This window comes from Nostoc sp., from assembly GCF_036916655.1.
Classification (GTDB): Bacteria; Cyanobacteriota; Cyanobacteriia; order Cyanobacteriales; family Nostocaceae; genus Nostoc.
The window spans coordinates 55603-80057 of record NZ_JBALFY010000107.1; the positions used below are offsets into that span (position 1 = coordinate 55603).

The window sequence follows — 24455 nt, forward strand, 5'->3', positions numbered from 1 at the left end:
CTGAGCGTCGGAAATCGGCGCTCAGAACTTTCTGTTTGTCATTCATTTGGTGAAAAAGAATGTAGAGACGCGATAAATCGCGTCTTCAAAGACCAATTCTCTACACCAATAACCTTTAACCCAAGCGTATTCTCATATATCGCCCAAAACACTTGTAGAGACGGCGATTTATCGCGTCTCGAAAACCCAAGCGTATTGATATATCGCCTACATTTAGGATCAAATAGTCCTGGATTAGAGACTTCCAAGAAATAAATTATCCAATCTTGTGGGGTGGGCATCTTGCCCGCCCAGTCTGTATGGCTCTCGTATCGCCCACTCCACAAGAATTAGTTGAATCTTTTTATTTGTCAGTCCTTTACGGCATAGACTCAAAACAATATATTTGGAGTAAGATTATCAGCAACTAAAACTTGTTGATAATATATGATTTTTCGTGGATTGAGTCGAAAAGCAAAGCTACTATTTACGATATTATTACCGCTAGCGTTCATCGCAGTAATTGTGATATGGCAACTTTCCTCAAAACAACCCCAGCTAGTACAGCAAGAAAGCAATTACGCAATTCATATTCGACAAAATTTTAATCAATCTGGTTTTTATCCCATTACCAAAACTCCATCTACAAATCTTTATAAACCTATTAGCAATTGGGTAGGAAGGTTAATTTTACCAACCAAACAGCAATTACAAGATGGTTTAGATTGGGTATGGATGGAAGTACAATATGTACCACCTACAGCACAAAATTTGTTAGGTAAAATTGTACGTTTGGAGTGGAAAAAAAATAAAGATTTACTTGCTTTGGATCGAGCGGTAACGCGAGATATAAATTTCACTTCAGAAGTGATTAAAAGTCAAAAACAAGGAAACATTCATCCTTTTCGACTAAATGGAGTTCGTAAAGTAGGTATTTTACGCTCTTTGGCTGGTGCAAATCCTGTTGATGAAACAATCGTTGCTTTAGATGCAAGTACAATCATTGATGCAAGTCAAGAAAAATCTATTTTGCAAATTGAACGCGAACCTATTTTAGCAACTGGTAGATTTTATGGGCTAGTAAAAATAATTAAACCAGTACAATCTAGCTCCAAAACTCTTTTAATTCCCAAAGAAAAGCAGTATAGTGATTATTTTTTGACAAAGCATTATAACCCTAATTCCAATAAGTTTGATGGTCTTGAAGAAACTATTCGTATTCCCCAACAAGTAATAGATACACGAAATTTTGCTCCTTCAAGTTCGCAGCAAATCGAACAATCGCCTGTGGGTGAAGCTGGATGGTATATTTATGGCGCTGCCGATGCAAAGGGCATATTTACAGTCAGCGCCCTGGCACCTCGTTCTCTATTTCAAATAGAACCCCTTCAAATTATTACTGGTGAGAAATTAGGGCTAAATCACATCCAAGAAGTAAATTGGCGAAATACCGAGAAAAATAAAGGTAAATTCAATACCGTATTATTAAAACCTGTAGAAACACAAAATTCACATAATCAATCTGTTTCAAAATGGCAAAAAGGCAATAAAGCTATTGTCTTACACCTATTTGGTGGAATTGGCGGACGTAAAGCTGAACCAGTTGGAGTACCTTATACTATCACCGGACATTTTGCTTTTGGAATCGCAGAAGTTATCCGTGACGAGTTTACTAAAGAATTACGCTTCGAGACTAAATACCACCAAATTTATGCCCATAACCCTGATGGAATTATTGCCGGAACGCATACATGGGCTGATTATATGGGTAATTTACAACGTGGTTGGCTGGCAACACGTCCAGTATCAGATATTCTGATCAAATTCGACCCGGTAACGCAAGATTATGATTTTGATGGGATTAAACTTTCGCCTTTAGAAGAATTCCAGCAACAATTACAGGTAACAATGGCACGTTATCGGGTTGGTGATGGAACTGGTGGCGCAATGGTATCACCTGCTACCTCATGTGTCCAGGACGCAAGCCAAGCACTTTATGCGGCGATACTGGCAATTAAAAACCAAGTTGCTACAACTCCTCAAATTCAAACTTGGGTACGCGCTAACCCCAATCACCCACAAACATTACGCTTTCAGCGGCTAGTTGAATTAGGTAAATCTTTAGAACAACAATTAGCACCCTTGGGTATAGTTCGCGCTGATTGGCAAAGCCTTGCAGGTATACTCGCAGGTACGGGCATAGGAAAAACGAAGCCACCATTTGAAGATCGGAGTATTTGGGCTGGTTTGACAACATGGCGAACAATAATGCCAAAACAAGCACACGACGATCTCGCCACAATATTTTTAAAACATGGTGCGATTATGCAAGTCTTGCGAACTAATCAAGTAGGTGGTTGGCAACCTAATATTACACCCATTGCACCAACAATCCTTTTAGGACAAATTAAGATTCCTTTTACAGATATTTCACCACTTTCAATTATTTTAAATCGCGTTTTAGCGTCCTTGGCAGTTCCGACACTACAAGATTGGTTAGTTATAGTTGTAATGCTGATAATTTACAGTATTATTGCTCTACCCTATGGTTGGAAGTTTGGATTTTTAAATATACAAATTTGGTCTGCAAATTGGATTGACAAATGCTTATTAATATTGCGCTGTTTATTTTTACCTGCGATTGTTGAAGAACTCTTTTTTCGCGTTTTTTTGCTTCCTCATCCTAACGAAATCACCAATTGGTTCCGATGGAGTTTGTGGGCAATAGTTAGTTTATTATTATTTGTTTTATATCATCCATTGAATGCTAAAATCTTGTTTAAAGCGGGAATTCCCACATTTTACGATCCTGCTTTTCTGGTTTTAGCTACATTTTTGGGAATTATATGTACTGCTGCATATATCCTCACCGGATCTTTGTTTGTAATAGTTTTAATTCACTGGGTTGTAGTAGTAGTTTGGTTAATTGTTTTTGGAGGAATCAGAAAATTAGATAAGTAGGACTAGCCCTTTCAAGGTGTTGTGTAATGGCTTGATTTGTAGTTTGCTCAAAAGAGGTGAAACTCTGTTGGGTGGAGAATAGAAATGTTGCGCTTGGCAGGTGTTGGAGCGATTCATAAAAGAAAGTCCAGTTTCCGTAATGGTTCGTGGGCTTTTAGAAAAAGCGTTATGTCCCCAAATTCTGGATGAACTGTTTGAACGTAGTGCAAAAACCCAGTACACTCGCGAGTTATTATTCTCCACAGTCGTCAATTTGATGAGCCTTGCCGTCTGCGGAGTTTACCCATCAGTACATGCAGCCCACCAAGCATCTGCTGAAGAAATAGGTGTTTCAGTTACCTCGGTCTATAACAAAATCAATGGTATCGAACCGAGTATCAATGGGGAGTTAGTCAGAGAGGTCGCTGGACAAATGGAAGCTACAATTCGGCATCTAAACGCAACAATACCTGATTTACTACCAGGTTATCGAGTAAAAATTATTGATGGTAATGCGTTCCCCGAAGGGGTTGTCGAAGACATCGCAGCTAGTGAACATCGTCTAAAAGAACTGCGCCAAATCAATAGCGCTCCATTACCAGGGCAATCTTTGGTTGTACTAGATCCGAGCTTGATGCTGGCAATAGATGTATTTCCTTGTGAAGACGGTCATGCCCAAGAACGTTCTTTGTTTGATGAAGTGCTACCTAGTGTTGAAGAAGACGATGAATGGAAAAGCAGACCGGAATTTTTGTACACTCAAGTTCTTATTTGGTATTGCTGCTGAAAAAGGCTACTTTATTATCCGACAGCATCAAAGTATGCCTTGGCAGGCGACTGATGATTTAGTGAACAACTACCAATGGAGAGGTTCTTTGCGTACTGTATCTTTTTGGCATGACGCCAGTATATTTGTGTATTCTAGCGCTAATTGAGGATAAGTTGTTCTTGGCTTTAAATGTTCCAAATGGCTATCATCAGTATTAATCCGTCTTCCACAGTAACAGCAAATAAAACCTTGCTCTTGCAACAAGGAATTATGTACATCGGTTTTTTGTGGTTTGCTGAAGTTCTCCCAACTTGGTTGCCAATCCTCATTTGCTAAATTTTTCCAAACGGTAAAACTTTCTGGCTCCTCACTTTTTTTGATATATTTCACCGCTTCAAAATCTCTTTGCGTCGAATAGATACACTTGCTTTTACTAATTCTGGTTCATCTTGTCCAATAATATCAGCAATTTCTTGAGATAATTGCCTAGCACCATCAAGATTACCTTCATCAATTAGTCTAAATAACTCATGTAAACGATCTTTAATTTCTTGTGGACGTGCTGGAACACCCATGAGGTCTTCTAATATCCGATTGCTATCTCTCCCAAAGGAACTTTCTGGTCTTTTAGCAACAACACCTTCGTCTGTTTTTTCTAGAATATAAATTCCTTCCGGCTTGACTTGGCTAATTACTTGAGGTGAATATGTGGTGACGATAAATTGGCAATTGGGGAATGTTCTTGTCAACGCCGGAATAATTTCTCGTTGCCATTTAGGGTGTAGGTGGAGTTCAATTTCATCAATTAAAACAACGCCACTACCTTGGAGGGGATCTGGTAAACTAGGGTTTGCGATCGCTAATCGTCTTGCTAAATCTCCCACCATAGCCAGCAAGCATTTCTCCCCATCAGATAGCTGATTTACTATAAGTTCTTCACCTTTTTTGATTACAGTCATTCTTAAAGGAGAACGACGAACCCGTAACTTTGAGAAACTAGGTATCAATGAAGATATAGCTTGTCTAACTGCTTTTAACTGTGAATCTTGGTAAGTACGATTATCTCGTAGTAACTCACTCTCTAAATCTTCTCGGTTTCTAAACCATTGGAAAAAAATTGCAAAGTCATTTCTGCTGCCCGTAAGCGCTTTTTCATAAGCATCTATTTGCTTAAACTGAGTTTTCTTTGGAATCTCTAGTCTAATATCAAGAACTGCACGATTGACAGGATAGTATACTGCTAGAGGTAAGTTGTATTCAGGCTCATTTTGCCAATGACGCCAAATTGCATTAGCAGTAGATTTTATCAGTTCATGCATTGAATCTTCAGATACCCCATTACGACTTCGAGATATTTCCCAATCATCTTCTCCTCTACCTAATAAAATTGTAATACTCAGTCTTGTTAATGTGTCTTTATTAGAAATATCTAGTTCACTAAATACCCTTACTTCCTCTTTTGTATAAACGCCTCCGATCCACTCCATAAAACGCGAAAGTAAGAGGGAAAGAGCATCAAGAATACTGGACTTACCTACACCATTGATATCAATAAGCACAATAGGTTCCGTTAGATCAAATTCCAGGGTCAAATCGCCGATTCCACGGAAGGATTGGATTTTCAAGCGCTTGACTTTCATAATAATTACGCTGATTTTAATTGAATAATCCCTTTATCAAAAACGCGATTATCAGTAGCGATCGCACTTATTTCTATTCTATCTTTATACACCTCATAAGAGGCAAAACTTAAGTCACTAGTAGAATATCCTGTCCACTCAGAACGCCCTACAGGACGATTACCAGCACCCGCGCCACAAATTAAGTAAGTTGTCCCATCAATAGCACGAGTTCGCTCATAATTGTGTTCGTGACCATTGATGTAAAGTTGAACGCCGTATTTTTTAAATAGAGGAGTGAAAGTTTTAATAAAATCTGGATTACTCCCATACTGACCCGATGAATAAATCGGATGATGACCAAAGACTACTTTCCAAGGAGCATTACTAATACTTAATTCTTTTTCTAACCAACTTAGCTGGTTTTCCCAATCAGCGTTCCCGTTAGTATCTAAAGCAAAAAATTGTACAGTTCCGCGGCGAAATGTATAGTAATGTCCCTTCATATTAAAGCCGACATATTTAACTTGTAGATCGCCATTCGCAGTACGAATATCGTGATTACCTAAACAAGCCTGAAATTTTACACCCTGCTTTAGCAAAGGTTGATAAGGACGCTCAAAAACTTCATTAATTTTCTCAATTTCGCCGTTATTGTAAATGTTGTCTCCAGCTAAAACAACTAAATCATAAGGATTTTGTTTGTGATACGCATTCATCGCTCTAGCCACGGCATACTGTCCCTTAGCCCCAGTCCCCGTATCTGCTACAGACACAAAACGTAATAACAAGTCTTTTTTGGCTGGGTTAGCGGCTATAGCTGTTGTTGAATCGCTAATATCAGCACTTTGATGATTTTGATGAGTTAATATCCAGCTTAAAAATCCTGCACTAATAGTGCTGAGGCTACTTAAAAATAGAAATTGACGGCGTTTCAGGTTCATAAGTCACCAAATTTAATAAATAGTCAGTTTAGCGGAAAACTTTGAGCAATGAAGTGATACATTAAGGCAAAAGAAGGCAGCACCAGTAATAATGTACGTTGTTTGTCTTTGATTCGCTGCTTTTGGTGAAAGTTCCATGTCACAAGACAATCAGTCAAAACCGACGGATGAGCAGATAACTCAACCTCCCCAAAAACCTTACCAGAGAGTTCAGCCATTTTGGAAGGCTAAAATTATCCAACTTCTCCAAGGGACGATTGGGGTTTTAGAAGTAACGGTGGAAAAACTGGAGACAGCACCCCCACCTGGTACTGAGGAAAAACCTGATTTTTTTCAGCAGCTTCAGTTGAGATGGGATGGACTGTTAAGGACAATCCGCTTGTTTTTACCATCAAATTTGTCAACAAAGTTATCAGATATAGCTTTGACGGGAATTGTGACTGGAGTTGCTGTAATTCTCGTTTGGGCGACTACAACTGTCCTTACTGCTAAACCGACTGAAATAGCAACGGTTCCACCAGTTGAAGAGGTTCCCATACCAACATCAACGATAACTACTCCACCGGAGTCAGTCGCACCAGAACCACAGCCACCAGAGGAAATTACGCCGCCAGAAGTACAAATTACCCCACCAACCCCAGAACCGGAACCAGAACCAATTCCTACGCCGACACCAATCGTAGAATTGACACCAGAACAAGCTTTGATTGCGGCTATTGAAAATCAGGTGGCTGAAATTAGCGATCGCATTGCCTCTGGTCTGATAAAGTCAATTCAAGCCAACTTTCGCACGAGTAATCTTACAGTCAAAATTAGTGATGATTGGTACACTCTCAAGGAATCTCAGCAAGACAAACTAGCTGCGGAGATATTACAACGCTCTCAAGAACTTGATTTTACCCATTTAGAAATTACCGACTCCCAAAATAGGCTAATAGCTCGAAATCCAGTTGTTGGTACTGAGATAGTGATTTTTAAACGGCAAATAGCAAGTTACAATAATTCCTAAATTTAGACGTTTAACTTGTAGTATTTATGTTAGACAACGTTTTGTTATTGCTCAAAGCTTGTAAAAACTTAAACATTAGCTATGAAATTATTCATCCTGCGGAAAACTTAATCAAAATAAAACTCAATAATCAACACCATTATTTTTGTAATTATAGTACTCCGATCATAAATCAGGCAGTAGCACAAATCATTAAAGATAAGGAATACACTTACCATATTTTAAAGAAAAAAGTTAAGCTTCCTCGGACAGTAGGTTTTCTTTCCCCTTTTTGTGACCTCCAATATAAGATTTACTTAAAATTTCCCAGCTTTCAAGACATTATATTAGAAATCAAAGAAAACTTTGAAACACCTGTAATTGTTAAACGAAATTCTGGTTCAAGTGGACATAACGTATTTTTATGCCAGAATACAGATGAAGTTGAAACCGCTTTAAAAGAGATTTTCAATATTAATAATAAAAAGTATGATTACGTTGCGATCGCTCAAGAGTTCATTCATATAAAATCTGAGTATCGAGCCGTTTTTTTAAATAAAGAATTAGTTCTACTCTATGAGAAAGATATAACTGATGCAAAATTTATAGGTAATCTCAGTCCTCTCCACTGGGATGGTGCAAGAGCCAAACATATCAACGATACACAAATATTATCAGATATTGCTAATTTCGCCAGACCAATTTTTGAAGAATTAGATATTGATTATGGTGGTTTGGATATCGTCTTAGATAGAGATAATCAATATTGGTTAATTGAAATTAATTCTCATCCAAATTATAGTATTTTCACTAGAGACAATGGAGAGGAGCCTGTATTGAGAATTTTTGAAAAAATGCTCATTAGCCTAGCCTCAAAATAAAACAATACAGTTCAGAATGAGCAACAAAACACTTGTATTGACGGCGATTTATCGCGTCTCAGAAACTCAAAATTGTTGCCAGTAGCCCTTAACCCAAGCGTCTTATTTTATAAAAAAAGGAGCCTAACTTAGGCTCCTTAATAATAAAAAACTGGTAATAGAATTGGGACTACTTGATAGTTACCTTACCGCCAGCTTCTTCGATGCGCTTCTTAGCATCTTCAGCAGCATCCTTAGCAATACCTTCTTTAACTGCCTTAGGCGCAGCTTCCACCAAGTCTTTAGCTTCTTTCAGACCCAAACCGGTCAATTCTCGGACAATCTTCAGCACAGCAATCTTCTTATCAGCTGGGACTGATTCGAGAATCACTTCAAACTCGGTTTGCTCAACAACTTCCTCAGTAGGAGCAACAACACCAGGGCCGGCAATTGCTACGCCAACAGGTGCAGCAGCACTTACACCAAAAGCTTCTTCAATTTGCTTGACTAGCTCAGAAGCTTCCAGCAAAGAAAGGGTTTTTAGTTGTTCTAAAATGTTATCGGTTGCAGCAGACATTGATATAACTCCTGTAAGTTTGATTATTTATTTGTCATGGGTCATTGGTCTTTAACTATAGACTTTTGACTTTTGACTGATGAATGAACCACGAAGTCTATTCAGCAGCAGCTTCAGTGCTGCTATCAGCTTCAGCAGTGCTTTCGGTGCTGCTATCTTCGACAGCAGCGGTTTCGGTGCTATCACCACTTTGCTCTTGGTCGGACACAGCCTTCAAAGCACGAGCTAGTGAACCAGGAACTTCGTTGATACCCACAGCAATCTTGGTAGCCAAGGCGTTGATAGCCCCAGCAATTTGGGCGATGAGTTGTTCCTTAGATGGCAAGTCTCCGAGTATCTTGACATCAGGTTCTTTGAGTAGGCGACCTTCCAGTACACCACCGCGAAGTTCTGTCTTCTTGGTGACTTTTTGGAATTCTTGGTATGCCTTAATTGCCGATGAAAAATCGTCTTTTACCAGCAAAAAGGCAGAAGAACCGTTGAGTAATTCTGACAAAGGTTGCCATTTGTCATCACCTTCAATGGCAATGCCCATGAGAGTGTTCTTAGTCACCTTACAAACGGTGCCACTAGGACGCAGCCGCCGCCGCAAGTCTGTGATTTCCGAAACTGTTAGCCCCTGATAATCAATTACCAGTGCCAGAGTTGACTCACTCAAAGTTTCTTTGAGGTCAGCTACTATTTCTTTTTTATTTTCTAGTGTTCTACCCATTCCAATCTCACCTCCTTAAAACAATCGGTGATTGCCCTACTTTTACGTTTTTTCTCAACCTGAACCCAAACAACAAACCCCAGCTAATATAGCCGGGGTTGAGTAGTAAGACTCCTGATGCCATAGTTATCACACCTTGCTGCGTGATGATTTTGACAATTAGAGTTTTAACCTCGGCAGGATATTTAAGCTGTTAGCACCTGCTGTCTCCGGCTTTGCCTATTTAATTTTGTCATTTGTCATTTGTCCTTTGTTTTTGTCTTTACAAATGACTAATGACTAATGACCAAAAATTACGCTGCTTCACTCAGTTTCAAATCTCGTAGGGCGGTGACATCAATTTTAATTGATGGCCCCATAGTGGCTGACACATAAAATGTGCGCCAATAACGACCTTTAGCTCCTGAAGGACGGTTACGGTCAATCGTCTCCTGCAATGCCTTCAGGTTGACTAACAAATCTTCAGGCGAGAAAGTTGTCTTACCAAACATAACATGAACAATGCCAGTTCGGTCAGCCCGGAATTCTAATTTACCAGCTTTGAATTCTGCGATCGCACCTGCTAAATCAAATGTTACGGTTCCACCTTTGGGTGATGGCATCAAACCACGCGGCCCAAGCAACTTACCCAGCCTTGCCACCTGTGGCATCACATCGGGTGTGGCAATCAGCTTGTCAAAATCCAGTCTACCTTTTTGGATTTCGTCAATCAGTTCTTCTGACCCGACTATATCAGCACCAGCGTTGCTCGCTTCGTTTACCTTTTCGCCTCTGGCTATCACCGCCACGCGGACGATTTGTCCTGTACCTTTGGGCAGTGCTACCGTTGTCCGCAACTGTTGGTCTGTATACTTAGGGTCAATCCCTAACCGGATATGCGCTTCGGCAGCTTCGGTAAATTTAGCTGTTGCTGTGTCCTTGAGAAGGGCTAAAGCTTCTAAGGGATGATAATCTTTTTCTTCTACTTTTGCTTGCAGTCCTTGCAAACGACGCGATACTTTTGGCATTTTTTCTCCTGGGGTAATTCCGAAGCCTCGCCTCTCCCCCGATAATTTTTAATTATTTGTCCTTTGTCATTTGTTGATTTTTTACTAATGACCAATGACTAATCCGTGACTGTTATGCCCATATTTTTAGCCGTTCCTGCCACAATCTTCATTGCCGCGTCGATATCGTTGGCATTGAGGTCGGGGAGTTTCGTTTGGGCTATTTCTTGCAATTGTGCTTTGCTAATTGACCCAACCTTCTTTTTGTTGGGTTCATTTGAGCCTTTTTCAACTTTCGCCGCCTTCCGAATCAGCACTGATGCGGGTGGCGTTTTGAGTACGAATGTAAAACTCCGGTCTTCAAAAACCGAAATTTCTACAGGTATTACCATTCCAGCTTGGTCTGCTGTTTTGGCGTTGTACTCTTTACAAAACATCATGATGTTGACACCATGTTGACCCAAGGCGGGCCCGACTGGCGGTGCTGGGTTGGCTTTTCCAGCATTCAAGGCCAGTTTAATGACCGCCACTACTTTCTTCGCCATTTGTATTTAGCTCTGTTTCTCTACCTGATTAAATTCCAATTCTACTGGTGTATCCCTGCCGAAAATTGAGAGCAAGGCTTTAAGTTTACTCCGTTCTGGAGAAACTTCAATCACCTCACCTTCAAAATCTTTAAATGGGCCAGAAAGCACCATTATCTTATCACCAGTAGCCATGTCAATTTTGACAACAGCTTCTTGTTCGCTGGTTTGTTTGAATATACGTTCGACTTCTGAGGCACTAAGTGGTATGGGATGCACATGACCGCGACCCTTACTACTACCACCACGTTTTTGTTCTGAACCGACAAAGTTGATTACATGAGAGGTGTTTCGTACCACCTGCCAAGTATCATCATCCATCATCATCCGCACCAGCACATAGCCAGGAAAAACTTTTTCTTCTGTATGCTGGCGACTGCCGTCTTTGCGGATTTTCACCGCTGGCGTCTGCGGAATTTCTACCTGAACAATTTTGTCAGCGACATCAAAAGTTTGAATGCGTTGCTCTAAGTTAGTCTTCACACGCTTTTCACAGCCTGAGGCTACTTGCACTGCATACCAGCGTGCTTCTTTGGACGCTGCTTCTGCTGTTTCTGCTGTTTCCTCTGACTGCAACGTTGAGTTGCGTGGTTCATCTGTTGCAAAAGTCATCAGAACACCTGTGTTGCTGCCCAATGAAACAATCCATCGACCAAGTATATCAAAGATGCGGAGAGTGCCACCATTAATAACACAGCAGCGGATTCGCTCACTATCTGTTGCCGACTGGGCCAAACTACTTTTTCAAGTTCTTCTTTGGTTCCCTGTATGAAGTTGCCAAAGCTAAACCCGTTAGGAGTTTCTGGCAATTCTGCTTCATTTTTTTTGGCCACGACCGTTTATCCTCTTGTTTGTTACTCTTTGTTCTTGCAGATTTGCAGTTTCGACTTTATTCCACTTAATTGAAAGTAAAACAACTGCAAATACAATAATTTTACCCGAAATTATTATCGCTATCTGCTAAATATAGCAGATGCGTAATTATTTCGGGCTTGGTTTTTTGCTCTTGAGCGCGCCCTGGAGGACTTGAACCCCCGACATCAGGTTTTGGAGACCTGCGTTCTACCAACTGAACTAAGAGCGCACAAGCTGTTTTTGATTCAGTGATTGCGCTGAACTAAATTTCAGTTTAACGCAATATGCGATTTATATCATACCTCAATTTCGCTGGGAAAACAAGTCAGCGGCAGATGCCGCTTGAGATTTCTCCCATAATGATTGAAGGACGAATCACAAAGGGCGGTCAAACCGTTGCTTGATCCGGGTTGCCTTACCTACGCGATCGCGGAGATAATACAGTTTAGCACGGCGGACTTTACCGCGACGTAATACTTTGATGCTGTCAATCCGGGGAGAATGAAGCAAAAATACTCGCTCAACGCCCACGCCTTGAAAAACCTTCCGAACTGTAATAGTTTCGTTAATGCCACCATTGCGCTTGGCAATTACTACTCCTTCGTAGGGTTGGACGCGGTATTTTTCGCCTTCCTTGATTTTCACTCCCACTTTTACAGTGTCGCCCACGTAAATGTCGGGCAGATTCGATTTTATCTGTTCCGCTTCAATGGAGCGGATAATCTCTTGAGCGTTCATAGTCTTTCTGTCTGCTTAAAAAAAACTCACGATCATCAATGATAAATCGATAATCCTATTTCAGTCTACTTGTTGGGATTGATAATTTTACTGATACAACGGTCTAAAGATCAAAGCTATATTGCAGAATGCTGTACCACAGGGGTAAAATTTATGAAATTTAGCGTTGTCATCAGTACCTATAATCGCTTGAATTTGCTGCAAAGAGCAATTGATTCGGCTCGTAACCAAACAATTGAGTGTGAGGTGGTTGTTGCCGATGACTGTTCATCTGATGACACCCAAACCTATCTCCAAAGTTTAGGGGATAAGATTGTTTACCATCGTAACGAAGTTAACCTTGGTCATGCAGCAACGGTAAATGCAGGAGTAGCCAAAGCTAGCGGTGACTGGATTAAGTTTTTAGATGATGATGATTATTTAGCGCCCAACTGCATAGAAGAGATGGCAAAGGCGATCGCACTTCGTCCCGATGCTGTAATCTGCTCTTGTGTGGCGGCTCAGGTCGATGGCAATGGAGTCGAACTCTCTCGCACCCCGCAAGTTGGCCCCGGTTTAGCTTTTTATATCCCCCAAGCCGATATTCACTACGGTATGCTTTTAGAGCTTGTACCCTTTGGTACTCCCGTACAAGTAGCTTGTCGGCGTGATGCTTTTCTGCAAACTGGTGGCTGGGACTCCACACTCGATGCTAACTGTGATGACATCGATTCCTGGATTCGGATTGCCCAGTTTGGCGATGCGATTTTCTTCAACCAGTGTCTTGCTTACCGCACTATCTGGCCGGGTGCGTATAATCAAAAGTTTTCTCTATCTCGGCGATTGGCGACAAATATTTTGATGAAAGAGAAAATTTACGCCTTGGTAAATGAGGAACATCGCTCAAAGATTCCTTTGCTTCAAGATATCAAAAATTACCTGAAACTCCATTGGAGCTTAGTAGCACTGAAGCAAAAAAATCTCAAGAGTTTTCTTTCAATGATAGATTCGTCTATACTTTATCCTCAGTCTTGGAAGTTTTTGCTAACTGCTGCCTCATCACGCCGTTCTCAGGGAAACAATTCTCAGGTTCGTAAACTTGTGTTGATTGAGTCGTGATAAGCTAATCGGCATTTAAGTTGCATAATCAGGGCGGGCAAGATGCCCACCCCACAATATTTTGATGAAATCAAAATATGCAAATTAGATGTGTTTTAGCTGATAGGAGAATTCAGAAGTCAGAATGAGCTACACTCCACTTCGAGTACAGTCTGTTGCACCTCCAGAACGCGGTCATTTTTGCAGTTATTCTAGTTCTCTGGTGTTAGCTTTAACAGGACTTACGCAACTAGCACAGCGCCATAATTTTTAGAAGCGGTATCACCCAGAGTTTACCTAATTCTTATCTTCTTTTATCCCGATTTATTAAGCCGTTACTGAATAAGTCTTTAAAGCTAAGTAGCTGAAGACATGAGCTATTGGTCAGTAGTAATTTGTGATTTTTACAAGCTACTGGCTAATTTTGAGTTTTCTTTAAAAATTCAAAAATTGTGTCTTTGTCTACTCAGTCACTTGTTTTTACTTTTTATACATATCTCAAAAATTATGCGAATTATACATATTTTGAATCACGTTCAAGAAATAGGTAACGGTATTGTGAATGTGGCTGTGGATCTGGCTTGTTTGCAAGCCAAATCTGGTGATGAAGTAGCGGTTATTTCTGCTGGTGGTGAATACGAAGCTTTACTAGATATTTGTGGTGTTAAGCACTACCAACTAGACCAAAGCAGGAAACCGCTAAATACGATTAAAGCAGCTATACGTTACCGAGCGTTCGCAGCTGAATTTCAACCGGATATTGTTCATGCACACATGATGACGGGGGTCATACTAGCACGTATTTTTAAAGGACACAAATATGCTTTAGTTTCCACAGTCCACAACGAATTTCAGCGTGCCAGTCTGCTGATGGGTTTAGCTGACAGGGTAATTGCTGTCAGTAAGGCTGTGGGAGATTCGATGATTAGGCGTGGTATCCCAGAATACAAGTTGCGGGTGGTATGTAATGGAACTTTAGGCAGTCCCCGCACCCGACAGATAAAAGATTATCAACCTTTACCATTACAGCATCCAGCGATCGCCACTGTTGCCGGCATGTATCAACGTAAGGGAATTGCTGAGTTAATTGCTGCCTTTGAACAAATTGCCTCAGATTTTCCCCAAGCCCATCTTTACTTAGTTGGAAATGGCCCTGATAAACAACTATTTGAGGCTCAAGCACAAGCAACTTCCGTAAAAGAACGCATTCATTTTGAAGGCTTTCAACCAGAACCGCAACGCTATCTGATATCTTGTGACATATTTGTGCTGGCTTCCCACCGCGACCCTTGCCCTCTGGTACTTTCAGAAGCTAGAGAAACTGGAATTGCGATCGTTGGTACTCAGGTAGACGGCATTCCTGAAGCTTTGGACAATGGGCAAGCAGGTCTTTTAGTGCCAGTAAAAGATAGTAATGCTTTGGCTGGAGTTTTAGTAAAATTACTGAGTAGTGCTGAGATGTTGCGCGAATGGAAACAGCGGGCAAATAAAAACTTAGAAAGGCTGAGTGTTGCCCGCGTTCATCAGGAAACAATGACGGTGTATCGTGAGTTAATTTCAGAATGAGGGCATTAAGGGTGATCGTTAGTTATGTTTTAATGAACCCCAGTCTTCGGTAAAATCAACATAGCGATCGCTTTAAAGTTAAAGCGATGCCGATAAGTAGCAAAAACTAGTACACCCAAAATACAGAAATGGTGGTGTAACTAGAGATTCTTGGTAGGTGCATTGATCACTCGTGCATCTACAATGTCTTGCGATACGTTCGGGACAAACCAATTCACTTCGCCACTTTTCAAGATTTTAGTACCAGCTTGATTGAATTCAATCACGTTAGTATCTGGATTTGTCTTCAAAACTAAATTAGTTCCATTCGGAACCTTAATTACAAAGCCACCTGGCAATTCTGGCCCTTGTTCATTTATTCCCAAAGTCCTAGCCTTAGCGTCATTTGGTAGATAAACTCCCTTACAATTCCATCGATCTTTAGTTGTCTGGCCATTACCCAGAAAATATAGTGCAGCCCCCTCAGAATATTCATCATCTTCAATATTTGGTTCTGGGCCGTAGATGGCTAGAGTTTTTCCTGTTTGATTAGTACATTGACCCCAGTCGATTCCTGACTCAAAAGCATATTGTTGCAACTCTAACTCGTTAATTTTCTGGTCGATTTGCTCTGGTGTATAGCCCTCTAATTGAGTATGTGTTTTTTCCGCCGTTTTCAAATTATTCAATTGTTGAATCAGTGTTATGTAATCAGGGTTTTTGCTATATTTCGGGCGATCGGCTAAGGAAGGTTTAGCAAATATTAAGCTTACGAATAATACAACCACCATCAAAATGTATCTGAAGTTTTTCATGTTCTTGTCCCAATTTTTGACAAATTGCAGCCTATAGCTGGATATTTAAAGAGTATCGTGAATATTGTAACTAATGTTAAATATTGAATTTATGTAAAAAATACCTGCGATAATACTTCGGTTTTTTTGAGCATCAATTTTAATTTTTACCCTATCATTTCAATTGGATCTTGGAAGTATTACCTTTGGCTGATTTAATTTGATACGCTTATATTTTAAGTAAAATTGTCACGTCAAGTTGTCTAAACACGCTTGTATTCAGATTAAATTTTAATAATTTAGATATTTTATATGTATTGTTTTTAGCAAATGGCTAAGTGTTTACCATGATTTTAAATTATGGAAATAACTAATTTGCGATTAGGAATGTTTTTAGAAGTAGCAACAACCATTGGTGCGATCGCAGGAGCAACGATCGCTACTTTTGTTTCTGTAAAAGCTCTAACTATCGTACTAGCGATCGTCCTGATTTATTCAGCATACCTTTCACAACGACCCAGAATAGAACACGCTGAAGATGAAGTAATAGATCCGATCGCAAATTATCTCAAACTGAATAGTAGTTATCCAACTCCTGAGGGAGTGATGTCTTACCAAGTTCATTCAGTACCAATGGGATTTGGTGTGATGTTAATAGCTGGGGTGCTTTCTGGGTTACTTGGTATTGGTTCTGGGGGATTCAAGGTATTGGCGATGGATCAAACTATGCGTCTACCCTTCAAAGTTTCTACCACCACCAGCAATTTTATGATCGGCGTGACAGCAGCAGCATCAACTGGAGTTTACCTAGCACGAGGCTACATCGATCCGGGACTATCTATGCCGGTGATGTTGGGGGTATTACCTGGTGCTTTCTTAGGCGCACGAATATTGACAGGCGCTAAAACGCAGATTTTAAGAATTATCTTCAGTGTTGTGCTGGTGGTAATGGCTTTGAAGATGGTTTACAACAGTTTAATCGGGGGGCTGTAAAATGTATAAGTTTAATAATAGCTTTCGTTGGGCATTACTAGCACAGCCAAATAGTGAAGTGGTTGCACTAACTTTACCGCCGCAAGAGCCAGACTCTCATATCGAAAAATTAAAAGAACAAAACACTACCACAGTAGTACAATCGCCTAATGAAGGTGAAATTGATGCTAACAATAACATCATCAAAACATTAAGTGAGCAGCAATTAGAATATTTGCTCAGTAATCTTATGAAATATGGTGTTTTGATAGCTAGTGCTGTGGTTTTTCTAGGGGGGATACTCTACTTGATTCATCACGGTGCTGAACCTGCGGAATATCGATTTTTTCGGGGAGAACCATCAGAATTTCGCTCACCGATAGGTGTAGTAAAAGTAGTTTTATCAGGTAGCGATGCCTACGGCGGGCTACGCCTACGCGGCATTATTCAACTCGGACTGTTACTACTAATTGCGACTCCAATTTTGCGCGTTTTTATTTCCCTATTAATTTTTTTACTCCAGCGAGAATTTATTTATGTGATTGTTACTTTACTAGTAATGGCTAGTCTAACTTATAGTCTTGTTGGAGCATATTATTAGCAATATAAAGGTTAAGGGACTATCAATATTCTCTCTTAACCCTTGATATAACGCCAGAAATAATTTTTTCTGATTATGAGCCTTGCAAAAGCTCGTTAATTGAACTTATGCTCTGTTTTATTTGTTCTGTCAGAGAAGTTCTTAATAAGTCAAGATTTCCGACTGAAAAATTGAGCAATCCCAAAGCATATAATAGACTCGAAGTTCCAATAATTAGAGCCAAAAGTCTACCAAAAAAACCGGGATTGATTTCAATAAAAGCTAATTTAGATTTCCCGATGACAGCAATTGTTATAAAAACAATTCCTGCTATTAAAAAGTTGCCATTTGGAGTTAAGTCTGTCATTTTCCGATTAAGATGCCTCAGTAATTTTATTGTAGCTATTATTAGTTCAAATTTCTGCCCATGCTATATGTAAGAATGTAAAATTTTTGCTACTCAACATCTACTTACTCCCAAAGGAAGAAAGCTCTGGCTATTGTAGTATCGGTCTTGGATGTCATCGTGTGCTATAATCTGATTAAGATATATTCTAATTTTAAAACTTATTGAGCGATAAATAAGTTTTGATTGTCTCAATAGTGTATCAACTGTTCTATTTTACTCAGGTTTCCTAAATAGGGTGTAATCGGAATCAAAGTCCCTCAATTTATAGAGCGATACAGTCCAGAGTGAGCAACAAAACACTTGTAGAGGCGGCGATTTATCGCGTCTCGAAAATCCAAAATTGTTGTCAGTAGCCCTTAACCCAAGCGTATTGATTTATAGAGAGATTTGGGGGGATATAGAATATTTGGCTACCAATAAAAAGACTTTTCAAACATTGTCTCTGCTTGAAATCAGATATTCTGAAGTTACATTTAATTTAAACCTCAATTTTACTTTTTATTGTTTTGCTGAGACTGTGCAATAGTTGGACTTTCAGCATTAAAAATCGAAAATATTATAACTCCTGATACTAGACTTTAATTTAGTTTATATATTAAACTACACTAAGATCAGAGGAATAGTGGGTTTTTATGGAAAGCGTCCAAAACGTTAGTCAAGAATTGAATGTAACAGAAGACACAGAACTAGAGAAGGTGCAAGAGTCTAATCCAAAAGAGTTCAAAAAAGATATTTTCAAAAAACTCAGAGGTGGATTTTTGATAGTACTGGGATATTTGTTATCACCACTATGTTGGTGGAATGACTTACTATTCAATCTGCCAATAGCTTATGGTTTTGGGTATGTATGTAGTTTCTTTTCACCAAAATTACTTCTACCTGCTTCAATTATCGGATACTGGCTCTCTAATATTGTGGGAATTCTATTGATGCAATTCGGTTCTAAGGAAATTTTTCAAAAAGAACCTCAAGAGCATAACCTCAAAAAAGAATTATTCACAGGTCTAATTTTCTCAACAGTTTATACATTGTTGATCGTACTATTGATCCAGTTGAAGATTCTTGATGTACCTATTTTATTCTCCAATAGCTAATTTAGTTTATCGCCTTTTTACAAGGTTATAGGTCAATACAGTTCTGATAAGCTAAAAACACTTGTAGAGACAGCGATTTATCGCGTCTCGAAAACCCAAAAGTGTTGCCAGTAGCCCTTAACTTATCTGTATTGGGGTATAGATTGTAGGAGCGCACATTAGTACGTTCCTACCCTTTTTCTGTAGCAAATATATCAATTTGTGCAGGAGTTCCGAACAAGAAGATTACTTTCCATTAAATTTTAAAAGTTCACTTAAATTCAAGAATTTTGGAGCCTCTTTACTTACAATTAATGGCAGCTTACCATTCCATTTTTCGATTGCTTGCCTTTGCAAAATTTCTGGAGTTAAACCATCACGTAATAATCTGTGTGCCTCAGCCTCTCCCTTGGCTAAATTAACTTTAGCCTCAGCCTGTCTTGTTGCTTTCAGTGCGATGAACTCTGCTCGTTTTGCTTCTTGTTCAGCAATCTGCTTTGCCTCTACCGCCTCATCAAATCGTTCTGAGAAATGAACATGAACTAGAGAAATATCATCAACTGCAACATGATAGCTACTGAGTCGTGTGGATAATGCCTCATCTATTCCGTTTTTGACTTCTCCTCGTTTAGTAATAATTTCTTCAGCAGTATACTTTGCGATGACTGCTTTTATGACTTCTTCTACTGCTGGGTTAATAATCCGAATGACTACATTTTGCTCATCTCCAATCTCTTGAAAAATAACATTTACTTCCTGCGGAATAATATGCCAATTAAGAGCGACATCGGCGAAAACATTTTGTAAATCTTTGGAAGAAGCCTCAGCCGAAATTTCCTGTTTTTGAACTTGAATACTCAACTTTTTCACAGTATTGACTACAGGAATAATTAAGTGGAGTCCTTCTCCTAATATTTGGTTTTGTACTTCGCCAAACTTCATCAATACGCCGCGTTCGCCTGCATTGACAATCACACAAGGTGTCAGGAAGAGAGTTATCAGGAACAAAAGAGCAGTTAGTTTACCGGCACTGTTAAAAGTTGTAATTTTTCTCATCTGTATGAAACATCTATGTGTATGGCATAGAGACACATATTTAGGAGTTGTGGGCTTCTTCCTGTCATGCTCTTACAACTTTGACTCTAAGTCAATTTCTATGTCACTCTAGCCAAGGTAACAAATAGCGCTTCTCTTTCAAACGAGAAGCGCTAAGTAGGTAGATGTAATTAAATGTAAGATAAGGTTCTCAAGGACTAGAGGCGATGACTACGACGTTAAAAACTCTTCCCCATCTTGAATTTCTCCCAGAAAATGGTAGAACTTTCTAGAATAACCCTCTCTCTCATCACGTTTGAAGGCTCTAACAAAGCTATCGGCTAAAACTTCTGGCGTCCACGGTGCTTGAGCAACAATCACTTCTGCAATGGCAATGCTCATCTGGGTGTCATCAGTATAGCTGCCAGGAATGAGTCGAAAACGCGGATGTTGGGCGTATCGACTCAAGTCGTTGTTAACGATCATCTCATCAGCATATTCAAAGCCTGCACCGTATGCATCTGCGTAGGCGTAGCCCGCCGTAGGCATCGCTAACTCTAGCAGCATATTGGTATTAAACTAAAAATGGACGCGCCAGAAAAAAGCTAGAAACTGATTTAGCGTCTACTGGTTCTCCCTCCAGAATGGCTTTCTCTAATTCTTCGGGAGTCAAAAACACAGTTTCGATATCTTCGTCTCCATCTTGTGGTGGTGGTGTCTCCAGCTTTTCTAAATCTCGCGCCAGAAAAGCATAGATAATTTCATCAGAATAGCCAGGAGCTAAGAAAAATTCGCCTAATTTGTCCCATTTTTGGGCACTATAGCCAGTTTCTTCAGCGATTTCACGCTGTATTGTTTCTAAAGGCTGTTCATTTACTTCCACAGTTCCCGCCGGAAATTCTAATATCCGTCCCTGAATTGCAAAACGATACTGGCGCACCAGCACAAGTTTACCCTCTGGTGTCACTGGCACAGCTAACGCACCGCCAGGGTGACGAATACATTCCCATTCTCCTTCTGATTTATTTGGCAAACGCAAGCGATTAACTTCAAAATCAAACTTGCGTCCTTTATAAAACAGGCGTTGTCTTAGTAGTTGTGGTAATTCTCTACCTAATGGCATATTAAAATCTGATTATCTGTGAATACAGAGGCAAAATCAGCGTTCTTTTACCTTTAAGGATGGTAATTTTAATTGCCCACCCATAAATGTACATCTGAACAGTCTACCTCTTTCAGCAGTGCTTTAATAACACACCCGGAAACTGGTTCTAGCCAATCTGGGGCAATTTCTGCTAGTGGTACTAACACAAAGGCCCGATCCCGCATTCGTGGGTGGGGAATTTGGAGATTTGGCGTATCCATAACAATGTCATCATATAATAACAAATCCAAATCCAGGATACGTGGCCCCCAGCGTTCCTGACGCACACGCCCAAATTGCTGTTCAATCCCTAACAAAATTTCTAATAACGGCTGGGGTAGAATTTCTACCTGCAATGTGACGCAGCCATTGAGGTAATCTGGCTGTGGTGGCCCCACGGCTTTGGTTTGATACCAGCTGGATCTGGCTTCTAAGAGAATACCTGGCGTTTGGGCTAAAATCTCTATTGCTGCTTCTAAAACTGTCTGGGAATCGCCGATATTACTACCCAGAGCAATGGCGCTACGTCTGGTTTTTGCTTTGGCGTAGCTAGCAATAGGCATCAGACTCTCCTGAAGTAAGCTGATTTTGGGCTGTCTTTGGGGATACTTTGCTGCACCTGTTTCAGAAAATGTCAATAGTTATATTGCCAATATGAAAATTGCTAGCATTTTTACAAACTAAATTAATCAAATCTAAAAAACATTATTTTGATGATTAATTTAGTTAATTAATTTATGGGATATTATACTAACACAAAGGTAGTGCTATAACCCCAAAGCTGATTGATAGTTGGTTATATAGTTACTACTTTGAGCGAGGAACTGACGTGGGGAAGCTTACCTCCTGGTTCAAGCGAAGACCAACTAATTTGAGTGACTCTGGACAAGGAGGAACAAATGAGAGCTTACCACCAGCAAATCTGGCGCAGACGAGGCAGTTACCGAGCAAAATGAAAATTTTACCATCTAGGACGAAGGTCAATCGGTCAACTGGCGGTAAACCATTCTACCGCCGCTTATGGTTTTGGGCAGGCTTGGGTGTAGGTGGTGGAATAGTTGCCTTGTTCTACGGCATCAATTCAATAGATCGGACTTTGCCAGATCAGTCCGAGTTGAATGCTGTACTCAGAGAGCAAACACTGACCATTAAAGCTGCTGATGGCAGCGTATTACAACAACAAGGTGAAGCAACCAGAGAACAGCTAAAGCTGGAACAAATACCAGATAATTTAAAAAAAGCTTTCATCGCCTCAGAAGATAGAAGATTTAAGCAACACAACGGAGTCGATCCGCAAGGGATTGTGAGAGCGGGTTTGAATAATTTGCGATCGCAAGGTGTGGTAGAAGGTGGTAGCACCATCACCCAACAACTAACGCGGATTCTGTTTTTGAAACAAGAACAGACAATCTGGCGCAAACTTAAGGAAGTCCGCCTAGCTCAAAAACTGGAGCAAGAATTAACCAAAGATCAGATTCTAGAGCGTTACCTGAATCTGGTTTATTTGGGATCTGGAGCTTACGGTGTGGCAGATGCAGCCTGGGTATATTTTAGTAAGTCGCCAGACCAACTAACTCTTGCAGAAATGGCAACGATTGCGGGATTAGCCCCTGCTCCTAGCTTGTACGCTCCAGACAGAAATCCCGAAGCGGCAATCCGGCGGCGTAACCTAGTATTGTTACGGATGCAAGAAGATGGAGTTATTACCCCAGGACAAAGGCAAGCAGCCATTCAGGAGCCATTAACCCTGAAAAGCAGTTTACCCAAACGAGTCCAAGTAGAATCACCCTACTTTACCAGCTACATCCAAAAAGAATTGCCGAAGTATGTTTCTGCTAACGTGCTAAAAAGTGGGGGTCTAGTAGTAGAAACCACGCTCAACCCAAGTTGGCAGAAAGTTGCAGAAGAGGCAGTTGCCAAAACGTTGCGAAATCAAGGACGCTGGGAAAACTTTAAGCAAGCAGCAATGGTGGCCATTGACCCCCGCAGTGGTGAAATTAAGGCAATGGTGGGGGGAAAAGATTTTGGTAAAAACCAGTTTAATCGGGTTACTCAGGCACAACGGCAGCCAGGATCGACATTTAAAGGGTTTGTGTATGCCACTGCGATCGCTAGCGGTAAAAGCCCCTACGATAGCTATGAGGATTCGCCCTTTGTCGTAGACGGTTATGAACCGAAAAACTATAGTGAAAACTTCCACGGTTCAATGAACATGAGGGATGCCCTCACCCGCTCTGTTAATATTATTGCGGTGAAGGTGTTGATTGATGTGGGATTTACGCCTACGATAAAACTTGCCCATGATATGGGGATAAAATCTGAACTCAAGCCCACCTATTCCTTGGCTCTTGGCTCAAATGAAGTAAACCTGCTAGAGTTGACTAGCGCTTATGGTAGTTTTGCGACTCAGGGATTGCACACAGAACCTCATGGTATTACCCGCATCCTCAACCGCCAAGGCAAAGTAATCTGGTCAGCTAATTTCAAGTCAAAACGGGCCCTTGACGCTGACAGTGCCGCCATCATGACTTGGATGCTACGCAACGTTGTCGAGGCGGGAACTGGTGGTGCTGCCCAATTAGATAATAGACCAGTTGCAGGCAAAACCGGTACCTCAGACGAAGCCCGCGATTTATGGTTTATTGGCTACATTCCCCAGATGGTGACAGGGGTCTGGCTAGGTAACGATGATAACCGTCCCACAGATGGCAGTAGTAGTAGTGCCGCTTACACCTGGCACGAATTTATGGAAAAAGCGGTAGAGGGGATGCCCGTAGAAAAGTTTCCCAAACGACCAAAATTAGAAGGTCGCAAAGGCACAATCAAAGCCCAGTCCATCAAACCCAAGCAAGTGCTGAATCGTTCTATTGCCTCTGATGATGACTCAGAAGGGGAAAGTGCTAGAAATTCTGAGGATAGTGGTTCATCTCAAAGACGGAGAAACCGGAGGAGCTATTCTCAAGATGAACAGCAATCAAGTGATTCTACCCCAAGACGGAGAAGGCGCGATCGCAGCGAATCAAATTCTAGTAACTCTTCAGGGGAATCATCTACTCCACGCCGCCGAAGAGTAGAATCAGATTCTCCCTCGCCTCGAAGAACTCGACCAGAGTCGTCTCCTAGCAATAGTTCCGGTTCTTCAGGTTCTTCATCACCACAGCCAAGCTGGCGGGATAGACTTAGACCTCCTCAGCAATGAGGAATGGCATTGAAAAGAGGCAGAGGGGCAGGGGGCGGGGGGCGGAGGGGAAAACTCTTCTCCCTGCTCCCTGCTC

The 24455-nt window shown here is 40.7% G+C and carries 26 protein-coding genes, 1 tRNA gene, 1 pseudogene and 1 other annotated feature; of the genes and pseudogenes, 11 read left to right on the forward strand and 17 right to left on the reverse strand.

All coding sequences use genetic code 11. The features are described 5' to 3' along the window. The first annotated feature begins 426 nt into the window (after window positions 1-426). Both V7L31_RS29340 and V7L31_RS29345 read left to right on the forward strand, forming a co-directional pair. Window positions 427-2940 (forward strand): CPBP family glutamic-type intramembrane protease, encoded by a 2514-nt coding sequence (locus tag V7L31_RS29340; protein ID WP_334699487.1) that lies wholly within the window; start codon window positions 427-429, stop codon window positions 2938-2940. Window positions 2941-3079: 139 nt separating this feature from the next. After that, window positions 3080-3706, forward strand: a complete 627-nt coding sequence (locus V7L31_RS29345) for a hypothetical protein (RefSeq protein ID WP_334699488.1) — start codon at window positions 3080-3082, stop codon at window positions 3704-3706. A gap of 69 nt (window positions 3707-3775) precedes the next feature. Here the strand turns inward: V7L31_RS29345 and V7L31_RS29350 are convergent, their stop codons facing one another. From V7L31_RS29350 to V7L31_RS29360, 3 genes are read right to left on the reverse strand one after another with little or no spacing between them, the layout of a single operon-like run. Next, window positions 3776-4078, reverse strand: a complete 303-nt coding sequence (locus tag V7L31_RS29350; protein WP_334699489.1) for a retron system putative HNH endonuclease — start codon at window positions 4076-4078, stop codon at window positions 3776-3778. Further along, entirely contained in the window at window positions 4075-5328 is a 1254-nt protein-coding gene (locus V7L31_RS29355) for an AAA family ATPase (RefSeq protein ID WP_334699490.1), read from the reverse strand. Before V7L31_RS29355 ends, V7L31_RS29350 begins: the two co-directional genes overlap by 4 nt. 5 nt (window positions 5329-5333) lie before the next feature. Further along, window positions 5334-6251, reverse strand: coding sequence for a metallophosphoesterase family protein (locus tag V7L31_RS29360; RefSeq protein ID WP_334699491.1), 918 nt, complete (start codon window positions 6249-6251; stop codon window positions 5334-5336). 136 nt (window positions 6252-6387) lie between these two features. Between V7L31_RS29360 and V7L31_RS29365 the strand changes: the two genes are divergently transcribed. After that, window positions 6388-7260 (forward strand): hypothetical protein, encoded by an 873-nt coding sequence (locus tag V7L31_RS29365; RefSeq protein WP_334699492.1) that lies wholly within the window; start codon window positions 6388-6390, stop codon window positions 7258-7260. Between the two features lie 26 nt (window positions 7261-7286). Further along, window positions 7287-8120, forward strand: a complete 834-nt coding sequence (locus tag V7L31_RS29370; protein ID WP_334699493.1) for an ATP-grasp domain-containing protein — start codon at window positions 7287-7289, stop codon at window positions 8118-8120. Window positions 8121-8289: 169 nt separating this feature from the next. On the opposite strand, the gene rplL is transcribed toward V7L31_RS29370, so the two are convergent. From rplL to rplS, 8 genes are all read right to left on the reverse strand, one after another. Next, a complete protein-coding gene (rplL, locus tag V7L31_RS29375) occupies window positions 8290-8676 on the reverse strand; it encodes a 50S ribosomal protein L7/L12 (RefSeq protein WP_179066191.1) in 387 nt (128 codons plus the stop codon). A 97-nt stretch (window positions 8677-8773) separates the two neighbouring features. After that, window positions 8774-9388 carry a 50S ribosomal protein L10 gene (gene rplJ, locus V7L31_RS29380; RefSeq protein WP_334699494.1) on the reverse strand — a complete coding sequence of 205 codons (615 nt, stop codon included), beginning with the start codon at window positions 9386-9388 and terminating at the stop codon, window positions 8774-8776. Window positions 9389-9450: 62 nt separating this feature from the next. Then, window positions 9451-9619 (reverse strand) — a sequence feature (ribosomal protein L10 leader region). A gap of 62 nt (window positions 9620-9681) precedes the next feature. Continuing rightward, complete coding sequence (gene rplA, locus V7L31_RS29385; RefSeq protein WP_334699495.1) at window positions 9682-10395, reverse strand: 50S ribosomal protein L1; 714 nt, start codon at window positions 10393-10395, stop codon at window positions 9682-9684. A 98-nt stretch (window positions 10396-10493) separates the two neighbouring features. Then, window positions 10494-10919, reverse strand: coding sequence for a 50S ribosomal protein L11 (gene rplK / locus V7L31_RS29390; RefSeq protein ID WP_094331821.1), 426 nt, complete (start codon window positions 10917-10919; stop codon window positions 10494-10496). A gap of 6 nt (window positions 10920-10925) precedes the next feature. After that, entirely contained in the window at window positions 10926-11570 is a 645-nt protein-coding gene (nusG, locus tag V7L31_RS29395) for a transcription termination/antitermination protein NusG (RefSeq protein WP_292842333.1), read from the reverse strand. Further along, window positions 11570-11791 (reverse strand): preprotein translocase subunit SecE, encoded by a 222-nt coding sequence (gene secE / locus V7L31_RS29400; RefSeq protein WP_334699496.1) that lies wholly within the window; start codon window positions 11789-11791, stop codon window positions 11570-11572. The genes nusG and secE overlap by 1 nt, the downstream gene beginning before the upstream one ends. Window positions 11792-11969: 178 nt before the next feature. Then, window positions 11970-12042, reverse strand: a tRNA-Trp gene (locus V7L31_RS29405). Window positions 12043-12188: 146 nt separating this feature from the next. Next, window positions 12189-12551, reverse strand: a complete 363-nt coding sequence (rplS, locus tag V7L31_RS29410; protein WP_094348921.1) for a 50S ribosomal protein L19 — start codon at window positions 12549-12551, stop codon at window positions 12189-12191. Window positions 12552-12704: 153 nt separating this feature from the next. Between rplS and V7L31_RS29415 the strand changes: the two genes are divergently transcribed. The 3 genes from V7L31_RS29415 (at window position 12705) to V7L31_RS29425 (ending at window position 15194) form a co-directional block, all read left to right on the forward strand. Beyond that, window positions 12705-13649: a glycosyltransferase family 2 protein gene (locus tag V7L31_RS29415; protein ID WP_334699497.1), complete on the forward strand. Its 945-nt coding sequence runs from the start codon at window positions 12705-12707 to the stop codon at window positions 13647-13649. Window positions 13650-13773: 124 nt separating this feature from the next. Further along, window positions 13774-13902: a hypothetical protein gene (locus V7L31_RS29420; RefSeq protein WP_334699498.1), complete on the forward strand. Its 129-nt coding sequence runs from the start codon at window positions 13774-13776 to the stop codon at window positions 13900-13902. Window positions 13903-14135: 233 nt separating this feature from the next. After that, window positions 14136-15194: a glycosyltransferase family 4 protein gene (locus V7L31_RS29425; protein WP_334699499.1), complete on the forward strand. Its 1059-nt coding sequence runs from the start codon at window positions 14136-14138 to the stop codon at window positions 15192-15194. 140 nt (window positions 15195-15334) lie between these two features. On the opposite strand, the gene V7L31_RS29430 is transcribed toward V7L31_RS29425, so the two are convergent. Then, window positions 15335-15988 (reverse strand): hypothetical protein, encoded by a 654-nt coding sequence (locus tag V7L31_RS29430; RefSeq protein ID WP_334699500.1) that lies wholly within the window; start codon window positions 15986-15988, stop codon window positions 15335-15337. A gap of 348 nt (window positions 15989-16336) precedes the next feature. Between V7L31_RS29430 and V7L31_RS29435 the strand changes: the two are divergent. After that, a pseudogene (locus tag V7L31_RS29435) lies at window positions 16337-16960 on the forward strand (sulfite exporter TauE/SafE family protein); the annotation flags it as partial. Between the two features lies 1 nt (window position 16961). Continuing rightward, window positions 16962-17540: a DUF1634 domain-containing protein gene (locus V7L31_RS29440; protein WP_334699501.1), complete on the forward strand. Its 579-nt coding sequence runs from the start codon at window positions 16962-16964 to the stop codon at window positions 17538-17540. Between the two features lie 73 nt (window positions 17541-17613). Here V7L31_RS29440 and V7L31_RS29445 read toward each other — a convergent pair whose 3' ends face one another. Further along, on the reverse strand, window positions 17614-17886 hold the full coding sequence (locus tag V7L31_RS29445; RefSeq protein ID WP_334699502.1) for a hypothetical protein: 273 nt from the start codon (window positions 17884-17886) through the stop codon (window positions 17614-17616). Window positions 17887-18560: 674 nt separating this feature from the next. Between V7L31_RS29445 and V7L31_RS29450 the strand changes: the two genes are divergently transcribed. Further along, entirely contained in the window at window positions 18561-19022 is a 462-nt protein-coding gene (locus tag V7L31_RS29450; protein WP_334699503.1) for a hypothetical protein, read from the forward strand. A gap of 225 nt (window positions 19023-19247) precedes the next feature. On the opposite strand, the gene V7L31_RS29455 is transcribed toward V7L31_RS29450, so the two are convergent. The 4 genes from V7L31_RS29455 to folK form a co-directional block, all read right to left on the reverse strand. Further along, the gene (locus V7L31_RS29455; RefSeq protein ID WP_334699504.1) at window positions 19248-20057 is read right to left on the reverse strand and encodes a prohibitin family protein; all 810 of its coding nucleotides are present in this window, start codon (window positions 20055-20057) and stop codon (window positions 19248-19250) included. 210 nt (window positions 20058-20267) lie between these two features. Further along, complete coding sequence (locus tag V7L31_RS29460; protein ID WP_334699505.1) at window positions 20268-20603, reverse strand: ADP-ribosylglycohydrolase family protein; 336 nt, start codon at window positions 20601-20603, stop codon at window positions 20268-20270. Between the two features lie 7 nt (window positions 20604-20610). Then, window positions 20611-21159, reverse strand: a complete 549-nt coding sequence (locus V7L31_RS29465; RefSeq protein ID WP_334699506.1) for an NUDIX hydrolase — start codon at window positions 21157-21159, stop codon at window positions 20611-20613. 68 nt (window positions 21160-21227) lie between these two features. Further along, window positions 21228-21743 (reverse strand): 2-amino-4-hydroxy-6-hydroxymethyldihydropteridine diphosphokinase, encoded by a 516-nt coding sequence (gene folK, locus V7L31_RS29470; protein WP_334699516.1) that lies wholly within the window; start codon window positions 21741-21743, stop codon window positions 21228-21230. A 389-nt stretch (window positions 21744-22132) separates the two neighbouring features. On the opposite strand from folK, the gene V7L31_RS29475 reads away from it, so the two are divergent. Beyond that, entirely contained in the window at window positions 22133-24379 is a 2247-nt protein-coding gene (locus tag V7L31_RS29475) for a transglycosylase domain-containing protein (protein WP_442944515.1), read from the forward strand. The last annotated feature ends 76 nt before the right edge of the window (window positions 24380-24455 follow it).

Coding starts and splice junctions, on each gene's coding strand:
- V7L31_RS29340 (WP_334699487.1), top strand. CDS start 427: ATGATTTTTCGTGGATTGAGTCGAAAAGCAAAGCTACTATTTACGATA.
- V7L31_RS29345 (WP_334699488.1), top strand. CDS start 3,080: ATGGTTCGTGGGCTTTTAGAAAAAGCGTTATGTCCCCAAATTCTGGAT.
- V7L31_RS29355 (WP_334699490.1), bottom strand. CDS start 5,328: ATGAAAGTCAAGCGCTTGAAAATCCAATCCTTCCGTGGAATCGGCGAT.
- V7L31_RS29360 (WP_334699491.1), bottom strand. CDS start 6,251: ATGAACCTGAAACGCCGTCAATTTCTATTTTTAAGTAGCCTCAGCACT.
- V7L31_RS29365 (WP_334699492.1), top strand. CDS start 6,388: ATGTCACAAGACAATCAGTCAAAACCGACGGATGAGCAGATAACTCAA.
- V7L31_RS29370 (WP_334699493.1), top strand. CDS start 7,287: ATGTTAGACAACGTTTTGTTATTGCTCAAAGCTTGTAAAAACTTAAAC.
- rplL (WP_179066191.1), bottom strand. CDS start 8,676: ATGTCTGCTGCAACCGATAACATTTTAGAACAACTAAAAACCCTTTCT.
- rplJ (WP_334699494.1), bottom strand. CDS start 9,388: ATGGGTAGAACACTAGAAAATAAAAAAGAAATAGTAGCTGACCTCAAA.
- rplA (WP_334699495.1), bottom strand. CDS start 10,395: ATGCCAAAAGTATCGCGTCGTTTGCAAGGACTGCAAGCAAAAGTAGAA.
- rplK (WP_094331821.1), bottom strand. CDS start 10,919: ATGGCGAAGAAAGTAGTGGCGGTCATTAAACTGGCCTTGAATGCTGGA.
- nusG (WP_292842333.1), bottom strand. CDS start 11,570: ATGACTTTTGCAACAGATGAACCACGCAACTCAACGTTGCAGTCAGAG.
- rplS (WP_094348921.1), bottom strand. CDS start 12,551: ATGAACGCTCAAGAGATTATCCGCTCCATTGAAGCGGAACAGATAAAA.
- V7L31_RS29415 (WP_334699497.1), top strand. CDS start 12,705: ATGAAATTTAGCGTTGTCATCAGTACCTATAATCGCTTGAATTTGCTG.
- V7L31_RS29420 (WP_334699498.1), top strand. CDS start 13,774: ATGAGCTACACTCCACTTCGAGTACAGTCTGTTGCACCTCCAGAACGC.
- V7L31_RS29425 (WP_334699499.1), top strand. CDS start 14,136: ATGCGAATTATACATATTTTGAATCACGTTCAAGAAATAGGTAACGGT.
- V7L31_RS29430 (WP_334699500.1), bottom strand. CDS start 15,988: ATGAAAAACTTCAGATACATTTTGATGGTGGTTGTATTATTCGTAAGC.
- V7L31_RS29440 (WP_334699501.1), top strand. CDS start 16,962: ATGTATAAGTTTAATAATAGCTTTCGTTGGGCATTACTAGCACAGCCA.
- V7L31_RS29445 (WP_334699502.1), bottom strand. CDS start 17,886: ATGACAGACTTAACTCCAAATGGCAACTTTTTAATAGCAGGAATTGTT.
- V7L31_RS29450 (WP_334699503.1), top strand. CDS start 18,561: ATGGAAAGCGTCCAAAACGTTAGTCAAGAATTGAATGTAACAGAAGAC.
- V7L31_RS29455 (WP_334699504.1), bottom strand. CDS start 20,057: ATGAGAAAAATTACAACTTTTAACAGTGCCGGTAAACTAACTGCTCTT.
- V7L31_RS29460 (WP_334699505.1), bottom strand. CDS start 20,603: ATGCTGCTAGAGTTAGCGATGCCTACGGCGGGCTACGCCTACGCAGAT.
- V7L31_RS29465 (WP_334699506.1), bottom strand. CDS start 21,159: ATGCCATTAGGTAGAGAATTACCACAACTACTAAGACAACGCCTGTTT.
- folK (WP_334699516.1), bottom strand. CDS start 21,743: ATGCCTATTGCTAGCTACGCCAAAGCAAAAACCAGACGTAGCGCCATT.
- V7L31_RS29475 (WP_442944515.1), top strand. CDS start 22,133: ATGAAAATTTTACCATCTAGGACGAAGGTCAATCGGTCAACTGGCGGT.